General features: G+C 75.2%; 9 protein-coding genes. 4 read left to right on the top strand and 5 right to left on the bottom strand.

Features of this window, described 5'->3' with window-relative positions:
- Positions 1-173 precede the first annotated feature (173 nt).
- Both EV372_RS16600 and EV372_RS16595 read left to right on the top strand, forming a co-directional pair.
- Entirely contained in the window at positions 174-1,157 is a 984-nt protein-coding gene (locus EV372_RS16600) for a MurR/RpiR family transcriptional regulator (protein ID WP_130396710.1), read from the top strand.
- Between the two features lie 81 nt (positions 1,158-1,238).
- Positions 1,239-2,276 carry an N-acetylmuramic acid 6-phosphate etherase gene (locus EV372_RS16595; protein ID WP_130396709.1) on the top strand — a complete coding sequence of 346 codons (1,038 nt, stop codon included), beginning with the start codon at positions 1,239-1,241 and terminating at the stop codon, positions 2,274-2,276.
- A gap of 384 nt (positions 2,277-2,660) precedes the next feature.
- Here the strand turns inward: EV372_RS16595 and EV372_RS16590 are convergent, their stop codons facing one another.
- Positions 2,661-4,229 carry a DUF885 family protein gene (locus EV372_RS16590; protein WP_130396708.1) on the bottom strand — a complete coding sequence of 523 codons (1,569 nt, stop codon included), beginning with the start codon at positions 4,227-4,229 and terminating at the stop codon, positions 2,661-2,663.
- A 282-nt stretch (positions 4,230-4,511) separates the two neighbouring features.
- Here EV372_RS16590 and EV372_RS16585 point away from each other — a divergent pair, with 282 nt between their 5' ends.
- Positions 4,512-5,351: an ElyC/SanA/YdcF family protein gene (locus EV372_RS16585; RefSeq protein WP_130396707.1), complete on the top strand. Its 840-nt coding sequence runs from the start codon at positions 4,512-4,514 to the stop codon at positions 5,349-5,351.
- Between the two features lie 112 nt (positions 5,352-5,463).
- Here the strand turns inward: EV372_RS16585 and EV372_RS16580 are convergent, their stop codons facing one another.
- The 3 genes from EV372_RS16580 to EV372_RS16570 form a co-directional block, all read right to left on the bottom strand.
- Positions 5,464-6,897 carry a hypothetical protein gene (locus tag EV372_RS16580; protein ID WP_130396706.1) on the bottom strand — a complete coding sequence of 478 codons (1,434 nt, stop codon included), beginning with the start codon at positions 6,895-6,897 and terminating at the stop codon, positions 5,464-5,466.
- Positions 6,898-7,148: 251 nt separating this feature from the next.
- The gene (locus EV372_RS16575; protein ID WP_130396705.1) at positions 7,149-7,754 is read right to left on the bottom strand and encodes an ElyC/SanA/YdcF family protein; all 606 of its coding nucleotides are present in this window, start codon (positions 7,752-7,754) and stop codon (positions 7,149-7,151) included.
- A 315-nt stretch (positions 7,755-8,069) separates the two neighbouring features.
- Positions 8,070-8,678 carry a DUF1707 SHOCT-like domain-containing protein gene (locus EV372_RS16570; RefSeq protein WP_197044440.1) on the bottom strand — a complete coding sequence of 203 codons (609 nt, stop codon included), beginning with the start codon at positions 8,676-8,678 and terminating at the stop codon, positions 8,070-8,072.
- An 878-nt stretch (positions 8,679-9,556) separates the two neighbouring features.
- Here EV372_RS16570 and EV372_RS16565 point away from each other — a divergent pair.
- Positions 9,557-11,368, top strand: coding sequence for a UvrD-helicase domain-containing protein (locus EV372_RS16565; RefSeq protein ID WP_130396703.1), 1,812 nt, complete (start codon positions 9,557-9,559; stop codon positions 11,366-11,368).
- Positions 11,369-11,428: 60 nt separating this feature from the next.
- On the opposite strand, the gene EV372_RS16560 is transcribed toward EV372_RS16565, so the two are convergent.
- Complete coding sequence (locus EV372_RS16560; protein ID WP_130396702.1) at positions 11,429-12,934, bottom strand: DUF6114 domain-containing protein; 1,506 nt, start codon at positions 12,932-12,934, stop codon at positions 11,429-11,431.
- Positions 12,935-12,937: the final 3 nt, after the last annotated feature.

Raw genomic sequence — 12,937 nt, 5'->3', positions numbered from 1 at the left:
CGTGCGAGCGGGTGAACCCCGACGCCCCTGGATCCAGGGTGCCGCCTGAGCTGGGATATCGCAATCACGCACCCCGCACTTGCCGCTGCGGCCGTCCCTTGGAATCCTGGATTCTCCCGCTTTTTCCCCTCACCTCGTTGACTCTTCACCACGACCGAAAGAAACTTTCCTCCATGGCGGAAATTCCGAAGCCTGCGAGCGGCCGGGCGGAGCCCGGACACGTCTCCGCGCCGCCCGTCCCCACGACGGTCCTGCGCATCCGGTCACTCCTGCCCTCCCTCGCGCCCGCGGAGCGACGGGTCGCGCAGCACGTCGTCGACGACCCCGAGCGGGCCGCCGCCTCCTCCATCACCCAGCTCGCCAAGGACTGCGCCACGTCCGAGGCCACCGTGATCCGGTTCTGCCGCACCATCGACTTCAGCGGCTACCGGGAGCTGCGTCTGGCCCTGGCCACCGAGGCCGGTCAGGCGCGCGGCGCGCGCGGGGCGGCTCCGGAGCTGTCCAGCGACATCAACCCCGACGACACCCTCGTCACGGTGGTGCAGAAGATCGCCTACACCGACGCGCGCGCGGTGGAGGAGACCGGCGCCGCCCTGGACGTGGAGGTGCTGCGCACGGTCATCGACACGATGGCGGGCGCGCGGCGCATCGACGTGTACGGGGTGGGCGCGAGCGCGTTCGTCGGCGCCGACCTCCAGCAGAAGCTGCACCGGATCGGGCTCACCTCGTTCGCGTGGTCGGACGCGCACGTGATGCTCACCAGCGCGGCGCTGCTGGACGAGCGGGACGTGGCGATCGGCATCTCCCACAGCGGGGCGACCATAGACACGGTGCAGGCGCTCACGGAGGCGGGGCGGCGCGGCGCCCGGACCGTCGCCGTCACCAACTTCCCCCGCTCGCCGATCGGGTTCGCCGACCACGTGCTGACCACCGCGGCCCGCGAGACCACGTTCCGGTCGGGGGCCACCGCGAGCAGGCTCGCGCAGCTGACCGTGGTGGACTGCCTGTTCGTGGGTCTGGCGCAGAGCCGCTACACCGACAGCCGCACCGCGCTGGAGACGACCTTCGAGGCGGTGCGGGGGCTGCGGATCAACGACGACCGCAGGCGCCGCAGGGGCGAGGCCCCCGGCGGGAGCACGGACGACAACGAGGGCTGACCGTACGCGTCCCGCCTGCGCCGCCCGGCTCCGGCCGACGGCGGAGGCGGGGCGGTCGAACGAGGGAAAGGAACGGCACCGGTGCGGACCGAACAGGAGAGCGCTGTGCACGACGACGGGCGCGGAACCCGGCCGGAAGGCGGGGACGCCCCTCAGGAGGCCGGCGCCCCGCTGCCCTCCGGAGGGGACGGGGGCGGTGCGGCCGTGATCGTGCGCGCGCCCACGGAGGCCCGCAACTCCGGTACCCACGACATCGACCTGCTCCCGGCGCTGGACGTGCTGCGGCAGATCAACGCCGAGGACGTCACGGTCCCCGGCGCGGTGGGCGCGGTCCTGCCGGAACTGGCGCGGGCCGTGGAGCTGGGGGTGGCCGCCCTGGAGAGCGGGGCGGCCATCCACTACTTCGGCGCGGGCACCTCGGGGCGGATCGCGGCCCAGGACGCCGCCGAGCTGCCGCCGACCTACGGCGTGCCCGCCTCGTGGGTGGTGGCCCACCACGCGGGCGGCGGGGAGGCCCTGGCGCGGGCCGTGGAGGGGATCGAGGACGACTGGGAGTCGGGCCGGGCCGACGCCGCCGGGATCGCCCCGGGGTCGCTGGCCGTGGGCCTGGCCGCCAGCGGGCGCACCCCGTACGTGGGCGGGGCGCTGGAGGCGGCCCGGGAGCGCTCGGCCGCGACGGTGCTGATCAGCGCGAACCCGCAGGCGCCGCTGGCGCGGGAGGCGGACGTGCACGTGGGCATGGCCACCGGCGCGGAGGTGATCGCCGGGTCGACCCGGATGAAGGCGGGCACGGCGCAGAAGCTGGCGCTGAACGCGTTCTCCACCGCGGTGATGGTGCGGATGGGGCGGACCTACTCGAACCTGATGGTGGGTGTGGACGCCACCAACGGCAAGCTGCGCGGCCGCGTGGTGACCATCCTGACGCAGGCCACCGGGTTGGACGAGCGGGTGTGCGCGCGGGCGCTGAGCGCGGCCGGGGGCGACACCCGCGTCGCGCTGGTGTCGCTGCTGGCCGACGTGGACGCGGACACGGCGGCCCGGGCGTTGGGCGAGGCGCGGGGCCGGGTCCGCCCCGCGCTGGCCGGGCTGGGCCTGCCGGGCCAGGTCGCCCCGGAGTAGGCGGCGGGGCGGCCGGGGTCCCGCGAGGGCCGCTCCCGCGCGGGTCCTCCACAGGCCGAAGGTCCCTCTGGCGGAGCCCGTCCCGCCCGTCCTACGTTGGATACGGGGGGTCCCCGGCCTCCCCCGCTTTGCGCTGCCCGCGTACCGAGGGCCGCACCCGCGCGGGTCAGACCCGCGCACCAGGGGTCGGGCCCGCGCGGGTCCTCCACAGGCCGAAGGTCCCTCTGGCCCGGGGCGGGGCGGGCGGCGCAGGCTCGATTGCGGGGGCGCCGTGCGCCGCCGTGGGAGGGGACCGGTCCCCCCGTATCCGAGTGTCCCGCGCCGCCGTCCGCCCCGCCAGCCCCTGTTCGAGGCTGTGGACGGCCCCGACGACCCCCGCCCGGCTCAGCCGCGTTCGACGGCGGTGCCGATCAGACCGATCGGCGGGGAGCCCAGGTCCAGCAGGGCCCGGTGGAAGCGCTCGAGGGTGAACCCCTCGCCCCAGCGCTCGCGCGCCCGCTCCCTCAGCCGCAGGATCTCCAGCTTGCCCCAGGTGTAGCGGCCGTAGGTGGGGTCGAAGGTGGCGCGGCGCGCCTCGGCCAGGGCCGCGGGCCCCTGGAGCGGCGTGTCCTCGGCGAAGCGGGCGGCCGCCTCCTCCACGGTCATGGCGCCGCTGTGCATGCCGATCGCCACGGACAGGCGGGTGACGCGGATGAGCGCCTCCACCCACACCCCGGTCTCGTAGTGGTCGGCGGTCCAGGCGGGGTCGCCCAGGCGTTCGGCGGCGTAGGCGCCGAAGCCCTCGTCCACGCACACCTCCTCCACGTAGTGCGCCCAGCCCTCGGCGAAGGTCATCGAGTGCAGGGCGCGGCGCACCGGCCCGGGCGCCCGGCGCAGCGCACGGCCGTGGGAGAAGTGGCCGGGAGCCACCTCGTGCACGCTCACGGCGGGCAGGGTGGTGTGGCTGAACATCTCCAGCCACTCGTCGGCCTCCTCCGCGGTCCAGGAGGCGTCGGGCGGGGTGATGAAGTAGAAGGAGGGCGTGTCGGCCTCCCACGGGCCCGACCACGCCATCATCGCGGTGGCCCAGCGCTGGGAGGGCGGGGAGGCGTCCACGCGGCACTCGCCGTCGTTGTGGGGCGCCAGGCCGCGTTCGGCGGTGAACGCCACGGCCAGCTCCGTCCAGCGGCGGGCGGCGTCCAGGACGCCGTCGGTGTCGGGGTGCTGGCGGGTGAGCTCGCGGACGAACTCCATGGTGTCGCGACCGGGCGCGAGGCGTCCGACGGCCTCGGCCAGGCGCGCGCGCAGGCGGTCGCGTTCGGCGTCGGCGCGGGCGGCCAGGTCCGCGAGGTCGACCTCGACCGCCTCGCCGCTGCCCATGAGGCGGGCGAGCGGCTCGGCGCCGAGTCCGGCGCTGCGGGGGCCCTCCCGCACCGCCTTCTCGACGTGGGCGAGCAGGCGCGCGTGCGCGGCCAGGGCGGCGTCGCGCACGTCGGCGGGCACGTCTTCGGGGAGACCGTCGGCCACCCCCCGGACGGCGCCGAGGAGGGACTCGGCGAGGGGGGCGGGCAGGCGGTCCAGGGCCGCGATCGCGTTGTCGACCACGCGCGGCCACTCGGCCAGGTGGGCGACGCGGGCGGCGTCGCGCTCGGCCCGGGGCGCGTACGCGCGGTCGTAGCCCGACAGGTCGAGTTCGTTGACGTGGTAGAGGGGGTTGGCGCGGTGCAGCTGGAGTTCGCCCAGCTCGTAGCGCAGGGCGTTCTCGAAGGCGGCCAGGTGGGCCTCGTCGTGCGGGTCGTCGAGGGGTTCGCCGCCGAGTCCGGCCAGGGCCTCCCGGACCCCTTCGGGCGACAGGTCGGCGGCCTTGCCGTCGTACTCGTGCATGCCGGCGCCCTCGCGCATGTTCCTCGGCCTGAGGTCGGCCAGGCGCCGGAGCCGCGCGGGCAGGTCTTCGTGCTGTGGCTGGAAGGACATGCGGCGACTCTAGCCCCGGAGAGGGCCGTGCGGACAGACGGTCAGCGGCCCTGGAACGGGCCCGAACCGGGCATGGATCCGGCCGGGAACCGGGACCGGAACGCCAACCGCTTCGCGGGCCTGAGCCGCAGCCGGGTCGGAACCGGGCCGGTGCCGACCCCGAACCGGGCGGAGCCCGGCCACGACCGGACGGTCCGCGACCGGACCGGCCGGCGCCGCTGTGCCGCACCGGAACTCGCGCCGCGCCGGAACTCCGGAGCGGGGCCGGGCGTCTTCCCAAGCGTGACGATCCCAGATCCCGCCACACCCCAGAGTCCCCCGTCCGACGACGACACCGGTGTCCTCCGTGACCGGCCCTCCCCCGGGTCCGGCGGTTCCGGGGACGGCACCGACGACGACCTTTCCGGCACCGAGGGCACCGGGGCCTCCGCTGGCCGCCGCGGACGCCGGACGTGGCTGGGCCGCCTCGCCGTGCTGGCCGTGTTCGCGATGGTGGCGGGGTGCGCGCCGTTCCTGTGGGTGCTCTCCTCCACCTCCGACCACCGCCACACCGCCGCCTCCGTGCCGGAACGCCCGGTGGCGCTGGTGCTGGGCGCCGGTGTGCGCCCCGACGGGCGGCCCAGCCTGCTGCTGGCCCGGCGGCTGGACGCCGCGGCCGACCTCTACTTCGCCGGGCAGGTCGACGTCGTCCTGGTGACCGGCGACAACAGCGTCGAGCACTACAACGAGACCGACACGATGCGCGCCTACCTGGTGGACGCCGGGGTCCCGGGAGAGCACATCGTCGGCGACTACGCCGGGTTCTCCACCTGGGACTCGTGCGTGCGGGCCCACGAGGTGTTCGGGGTGCGGGAGGCCACCGTGGTCACCCAGGACTTCCACCTGCCCCGCGCCGTGCGGCTGTGCCGTTCGGCGGGCATCGACGCGGTGGGCGTGGCCGACTCCAGCCTGGAGGAGCGCACCTTCGCCACCGTGTACGGGTGGTTCCGTGAGGTCCCGGCGGCGGTGGCGGCGCTGGGCTCGGTGGTGCTGCGGCCCGACCCGACGTTCCTGGGCGACTACGAGACCGGCGTGGACGAGGCCCTGGCGCTGGAGCGCGAACCGGGCCCGACGGACGGCTGAGGCCGCCGCGGCCCCGGAGCCGTACGCGACGGCCCGGGGCCGCGGCAGGCGATCGCGACCGGTCGGCCCACCGGCTCCGGGAGTTGCACCGCGCCGGTGGACCGGGCGCGCCCTACCGTCCTCCGCCGAAGAGGCGCCCCAGCAGTCCGCCGGGCTGGGGGGCGGCGGGCTGCTGCGGCCTCGGGGCCTCGGCCTGCTCCGGCTCCGGTTCGGCCTGGGTCTCCACACCCACGAGCGCGCAGAAGTCCTCGGCGTTGTCCGGCAGCGCCCAGGCGCTCAGGGTCCGCGTGAACTCCTCGTCCTCCCAGGCGGAGGCGGGCAGTTCGGCGATCGTCCAGAGGACCTTGAGGGTCTCCTCGTCGTAGTCGGCCTCGGCGTGCTCCTCGGCGGTGTGGCCCTTGCTGCGGGGGCCGAGCACCAGTTCCAGGCCGACACCCGTCACGAGGGCCCGCGAGTCCTCCTCGCCCTCGATCAGGCCGGGCAGGATGTCCAGGCGCAGGCGGCGGGCGCGGTCGCCCGCGCGGCCCAGCGCCAGGAAGCCCAGGACCTGCGGGGAGTGCCCGCCGCAGTGCGGCCAGGACTCGTTGAACAGGCCCTGGTAGCCCATGGAGGTGCCGCCGCCGCGGCCGACGCGGCGCAGCGCCTCGCGCGGGGTCTTCTCGCCGTGGATGAGCAGCATCGCCACCGAGGCGGCGAAGGAGTTGTACAGGTTCCCGCCCGCCATCTGGTGGGTGAGGCCGACCGAGACGTCGATGTCGGTCGGGCTGGCCAGCAGGCCGAGGGCGAACAGTTCCGCGGGGAGCGGGTCGCCGCCGCTGTCCAGCGCGTTCATCACGTCGCGCAGGCTCGTGGGCGCCTGCGGGGCGGGGCGCAGGTCCTTGGCGAGCAGGACCTGGGAGGCTCCGGTGATCTCGGTGGTGATGCGCTCGGCGTCGTCGGGCAGGAAGGCCAGCAGGTAGCTCACCCACTCCCCCGCGCGGTCCATGCCGCCTCGGTTGGCGCCGCCGTGGAGCAGTGCGACCAGGTCGGGGACGCGGGCGCGGACGGCCTCGTAGGTGTCCAGCTCGGCCTGGAGGATCGCGGCGCCGCCGGGCTGCTCCATCACGGCGAGCCGGTTGCGCATGCGGTGGTAGTGCTGCTCGTCCGGGGCCTCCTCGGCCCAGTCGCGGTACTGCTGGCGGACCTTCTCGGCGTCGTTGGAGGCCGCCCAGGCCACCTCGTCGCGCCACTGGTCCAGGTCGCGGGTCTCGGGGAAGCGGTCCTCGGCGTGCCCGGCCACCAGCTCCAGGAGCAGGCTGAGGGGACGCCAGCGGTCGGTGGCCGGGGTGGACTCGGCGCAGGCGAGGTCGACCAGGAAGTCGACCGCCTTGGGTGCGGCGAGGTGTCCGGGCGCGGGGAAGTGGATGATGTCGTGGAGTTCGGAGAGCGCGCTGTCGCTCCCGGCGAGCTGGCCGAGGAGCTCGGGGATGCGAGCGCCGCCCTCGGGGGCCAGGGTCGCCCAGTCCACGTTCTCCGCGCCGTCGTGTGGGTCGGTGGTCGCGTTCATGGTGCCGATTATCCCGCCTGAGCCGGTACGCGCGAATCCACCTGTGGACGACCGGGGCGGTGCGACGGCGCCGAACCCCGAGGCCGGGGGCGGGCAGCGCGAAGCGGAGGGGCCCGGGGACCCCCCTGTCACCACGCTAGGCCCGCGCCGCGCGGCGGCACCAGAGGCGGTTCACGCCTGTGGACGACCGGGGCGGTGCGACGGGGCGGGTCCGGACAGGACCCGCCAGGACTCCGTCCGGGCGGGGGCCGCTAGAGCTCGCTCCGGGCGGGCGCCGGGCGCAGCACGGCGTCGCGCAGGGCCTTGACGGCGGCGGCGACCTCACGGGCGTAGCCGATCACGGTGGAGCGGCGGCGGGCGCCCATGCTGGAGTCGCCCACCCCGACCGCGTCGATCCCCGCGGCGCGGGCGAGGGCGACCGTGCGGGGCAGGTGGAAGGACTGGGTGACCATGGTCGCCTCGCGCACCCCGAACAGGTCGCGCACCCGCACGCAGGTGTCCCAGGTGCGGTAGCCGTGGCGGTCGGCGTCGATCCGGTCGGCTGGCACGCCCCGCGCGACCAGGTACGCGGTCATGGTGTCGGTCTCGCGGCGCGACACCTCGCGGTTGTCGCCGGAGACGATGATCCGTTCGACCCGGCCGTTCTCGTACAGGCGCACGGCCAGGTCCAGGCGGCGGGCGAGCAGCGGCGAGGGCCCGTCGTTCCAGGCGGCGGCCCCCAGGACCACGGCCACGGGCCGGTGCGGGACGGTGTCGACCTCCCCGCGGCGCCCGGCGCTGCCCAGGAAGGTCCAGGCGTAGGGGCCCAGTGCCAGGGCGCACGCGCCCGCTCCGACCGCCGCGATCCACAAGCCCACCCTGCCGCCCCTCTCCGTCGTCCGGCGCGCGTCCGTCACCCGCCCGTGCGGGGCCGCGGTCCGCTCGGGTGCTCCCGAGACGGTGGCCGCCGTCCGCCCCGCGCGTGCGCGGGGCGGCGCGCCGCACCCATCATGGCGCACCGGCGGAGCCCGGATATCCGGACGAAGACGCACGGACCCGTGCGGGAGGCCGAGAACCGGGACGCGTCGGAACCTCCGTGCCGGGCCTGCCGCCCCGGGGCGCCCGGAACCGGCCGCGCACGGAGCCGGGTCCCCGCTCGCGAAGGCCTGCCGCGGCCGCGCGGGATCGCGGGCTCAGCTCCCCAGACCCGCCAGACCGCCCCAGGAGAAGGGCCGCTTGTACCGGACCGTCAGGGAGCCGCCCTGGCAGGAACCGGTGATGACGAAGTGCGGGGCGGACGCCCGGCGGAGGGAGTCGACGCCGTTGCGCAGCGTGCCGAACCAGGAGGCGTCCGCCTCCACGTCGGCGGTGGCGCCCTCGGGCAGGATCACGTCGCCCGAACCCCAGGAGGCGTCGACGTGGACCTCGACGACGGCGCTGGCCAGGGAGGCCTCGCGGAAGTCGAGCCGGGTGGAGCCGTACTTGTTGTACACCTCGACGCGGTGCGGCGCCTGCCACACGCCCTTGCGGACGACGGAGCTGCCCTGGGAGCGGATGACGAGGGCGTCGCCGCCGTCGCGGCGCTCCGGGAGGACGCCCTCCGCCGGTCGCGCGACGGCGCCCGGCAGCGTCTCGGCGCCCGTCGGCAGGTCGGCGGTGACCGGTTCGAGGTCGGCGTAGGTCTTGGCCGCGTAGACGGCGTTGAGCCGTTCGTCGAGTTCGTCGAGGGTGATGCGCCCCTGCGCCGCCGCCTCCCGCAGGACCTCCGCCACCTGGTCCCTCTCCGCGTCGGAGACACGCATCCGACTCATGTCATTGGAGGCCACTGTCGCTCGCCCGGTCCTTTCCCGCTCCTTTTGTCACCACCACGGTAGAGCATGGGCGGAAAGGAGCGCGGTGCGGAACCGGCGCCGCCGCGGACCGGCCCCCACGCGGGCGGGAGCGGTCGCGGGGCCGTGACCGGCACCCGCGTCCCCGATCACCGCAGGTTCGCGGCCCGGCGCGCTTTGGGGAGGTCGGGGACTGGGTACCGCTTCTCTAGGGTGGTTGAGGACTCTGCCGGGGTAGGACGGACCCCGGCAGAGTCCTGAACCACACCTGGTTCCTGCCTCCCCCCGGTACACGATCTCGCGTCGGCGCGCGCCTGCACAGCGCGTGTCCGCAACCGGCCACCCCGTGAACCGCGCCCCCGCCGCGCGGCCCGCCGTACGGGCCCTGCGCTCCCCACCCTTCCCTTCCGGTTTTCGGTCACGCCCTCCGAGCGCGTTCGGGACTCCCCCATGCTCCCCGCCAAGCCCACGCGGAACAGGCACTCTTCCGGTGTTCGACCCCGCCGTCGAGCGGGTTTCGGTCAGATACATAACGCCGATTCCGGGCACAGCATCCGATCGGAGAACCGCAGGTCACGCGAGCCGCGCCCGGCCGCCCCGGAAAACCTTCGCGCACCTCTCGAACACACCTCCGCAAACACCCCCCTGAACAGGTAAAACACGAAGGATTCAAAGCCTCCGAAACCGGACGGGAAACGCGTCGGGAGCGGCGTTTGCCGGAATTGCGCGGCGAGCATCCTTCCTGTGGGAGCCGCGGCCGCACAGGCCGTTCTCCCAGGCCAGACCATCCGCTCCGACCTCCCCGAGCACCACAGACACCACCTTGGTCGAAGACCGGAGGAAACCACGACGTGTCCGCCCTCGCGATCGCCCCGACGTTTCTCAGCGACTTCACCCGCCTCACGCCCGACGTCCAGCTCAACACCCTGGCCGTGATGCGCGCCTGCCAGGTCGGCGACGAGCCCGACCTGGAGTCCGTCGCGGGCGCCGCCGACCCGGGCGTCCGGGTCGTCAGCATCGCCCCCGACTGGTCCGGCGTCGTCGTCCCCGACGCCGCGGGCCGCGGCCGGACCGGTGACGGCGGCCTCGCCGACGGCACCCGCTACCGCCTGGTCACCGTGCGCCCGCGCGACGAGGCCCTGCGCTTCGCGCGCGACCTGCGCCCCGAGGCATCGGCCGGGATCGACCCCGCCGAGGCCGACCCCACGCCCAGCGGCCCGCCCGAGCTGGCCGGGGCCCTGAGGGCCCCCTTCGACCAGTGGCAGCTGACCCTGCACCCCGACCAGCACCGGATCACCGAGGCGCACTACAACGGGTCCACGCAGGTCACCGGCGGTCCGGGGACCGGCAAGACCGTGATCGCGCTGCACCGCGCCGCCTACCTGGCCGAGCGCGACGCCGCCGCCCGCCCCGAGGACACCCGCGAGTCGGTGCTCCTGACCACCTACAACCGGGCACTGGCGCAGTCCCTGGCCGAGCGGCTGGACCAGCTGCTGCCCGACCCCGCCGTACGCGCCCGCGTGCGCGTGGCCACCATCGACAGCCTCGCCCGCTCTGTCGTGCAGACCCACACCAGCGTGGCGCCCCGCATGGTCGGCAAGGACGAGCTGGCCCGGCGCTGGCGCGCGGTGGCGGTGGCCGACGGCCTGCCCTTCTCCGGCCGCTTCCTGGTGGACGAGTGGGAGCAGGTCATCCTCGCCAAGGGCCTGGAGCTGCTGCCCGACTACATCCGCTGCGAGCGCAGCGGGCGGGTGCAGCACCTGGCGCCCGAGCACCGCCGCCAGGTGTGGGAGACCGTGCGGCGCTACGTCGGCGCCATGAGGGTGGAGGGGATGTGGTCCTACCCCCAGCTGGCCGCCGAGGCCGCGCGGATCCTGGGCCGCCGCGAGCCGCTGTTCCGGCACGCCGTGGTCGACGAGGCCCAGGACCTGCACCCGGCCCAGTGGCGGATGCTGCGCGCCGCCGTCCCGGAGGGGCCGGACGACCTGTTCATCGTCGGTGACCCGCACCAGCGGGTGTCCGACAACCGGGTGTCGCTGGCCTCGCTCGGCATCAACGTGCGCGGGCGCGGCCAGCGGCTGCGGGTGAGCTACCGGGTGACCCAGGAGATCCTGGACTGGAGCATGCCGATCCTGGACCGCCGTGCGGCCCTGGGCATGGACGACAACGCCGACACCCTGGCCGGGTACCGCTCGCTGCTGCGCGGTCCGGCGCCGGTGGTGCGCGGCTGCGAGGACCGCGCCGAGGAGCTCACCGCGCTGGGCGACTGGGTGCGGGTGTGGCTGGAGGCCGGGGTCAACCCGGCGGAGATCGCGGTGGCCGGACGCAACCAGTGGACCGTGCGCGGCATCGCCAAGGAGCTGGAGGCCAGGGGCGTTCCCACCGCCCAGCTGGAGGACAGCGGCGCCGCCGAGGCGGTGCGCGTGGGGACGATGCACCGGCTCAAGGGCCAGGAGTTCCGGTGCGTGGCGCTGATCGGCGTCAGCGACCACCTGCTGCCGCCCAAGGCCGCGATCGAGGCCGCCGACGGCGACCAGGTGGCGCTGGAGCACGCCTTCCAGCAGGAGCGGACGCTGCTGTTCGTGGCCTGCACCCGGGCCCGTGACGCGCTGTACGTGTCGCACGTGGGCCGGGCCAGCCGTCTGATCGACTCCGGTCTGTGACGGCGCGGGGGCGCGGGCGCCGCGGAGGCGGCGCCCCCGCCCCCGTGTGCGGCGGCGCGGTCAGGCGCCGCCGTAGCGGCCGTTGAGGTCGGGGATGTTCATGACGTCGGTGCTGGCCAGCGGGTCGTCCACGTCCACGTCGGTGACGATCATGTACGGCAGCAGCAGCGGGGGCGGGAAGTCCGGTGTGAAGGTGAGCGGGATCCCCAGGATGCGCACGTGCATGCGGGTGATGTGCATCTGGACGGACCCGTCCATGACCATGGTGGGCAGGTCCAGGCTCATCCGGGTTCCGGCGTCCTCGAACCACAGTTCGGCGTTGACGAAGTCGGCCCGGCTCATGGTCAGCCGGATGTACCTGCGGGGACCGTCGAGGGTGGGGCACTCCACCACGCCGTCGTAGCGGGCGCCGCTCATCGTCAGCCGGTCGGCGGTCAGGCCGGAGGTGCGGACCGAACCGGTGGAGCAGTCGTGGGCCTCCTCCACCGGAACCTCGGGCAGCTCCCCCGCGTCCTGGGCCGCCTGGCAGGCGCGGACGGCCTCCAGGAACTCCTCCTCCGACCCCGCCAGGGCGGACTCGCCGGTGCCCATCTCGCACTCGTCCGGGTTCGCCTCCCGGTCCCGCCCGTCCTCCTCCGGCTCCTCCTCGGTCTCCTCCTCCCCGGGCCGCTGGTCCTCGGGCCGCTCGTCCGGTCCGTCCCCCTCGCCCGCGCCGGGCCCGGGCCCCGGCGGGGTGGGCCGGTCGGTGGGGCTCGCCGAGGGCTCGTCCGAGGGGGAGGGCGAGGGAGAGGGCGAGGGCTGCTCCTCCTCGTCGCCCGGGGGCAGGAACCAGTCCCAGGGCCAGTCGGCGGGCGCGGCGGCGCCGACCAGGGTCACGGCCAGTGCCAGGGGCAGGGCGAGCGCGGCCAGCGGCCGGGACGGAGGCCGGGGGGCGCTGACGGCTCCGTCGGGTGTCGCGGAACCGGTGTCCCTGCCGGGGAGGGGCTCGGGAACGCCCGCGTCGGGCGCGGTCTCGGCGGGGACAGCGGTCGGGGGCCCCTCCCCGGTCGCACGCCCACCGGTCCCGTCCGGCGCTTCGGGACCGCGGGGGGCGGTGTCCCCTGGAGAGGCCCCAAAAGACGCCTCCGGGCCGGTGGCGTCGGCGTCCGCGGCCCGTCGGCGTCCGCGCCTTCGGCGGCGGTCCACGCGGGGCGCCCACGCGAAGACGAGGGAGCCGCCGACGATGCCGAGCAGCATCCCGATGACGAAGCCGCCGAAGTTGGAGGTCACGAAGGACACCAGGGCGAGCATGAGCCCGACCACCCCGAAGAAGAGGTGCTGCGCGGGCTGGAACCAGCTCAGCACTCCGAGGGTGATCAGCAGCACCGCGATGAGCGGGCCCGACACACCGGCGATACCGGTGTAGGCGATCAGGTCGATGGGCAGGATCAGGCTCTGCGCGGCCGGTGCGACCAGCAGCTCGACTCCGGCGATGACGAGGATGAGCCCGCCCCAGAACGGGCGGCCGCGCCGCCAGTCGCGCAGGCGCGCCCGGCCCCCGCGGAGCAGGGTCAGTGCGTGGGCCATGGG

The organism is Nocardiopsis sp. CNZ308 (genome assembly GCF_004217075.1).
The sequence above is the reverse complement of the archived record's forward strand: the minus strand, read 5'-3'. Positions and strand labels throughout refer to the sequence as shown.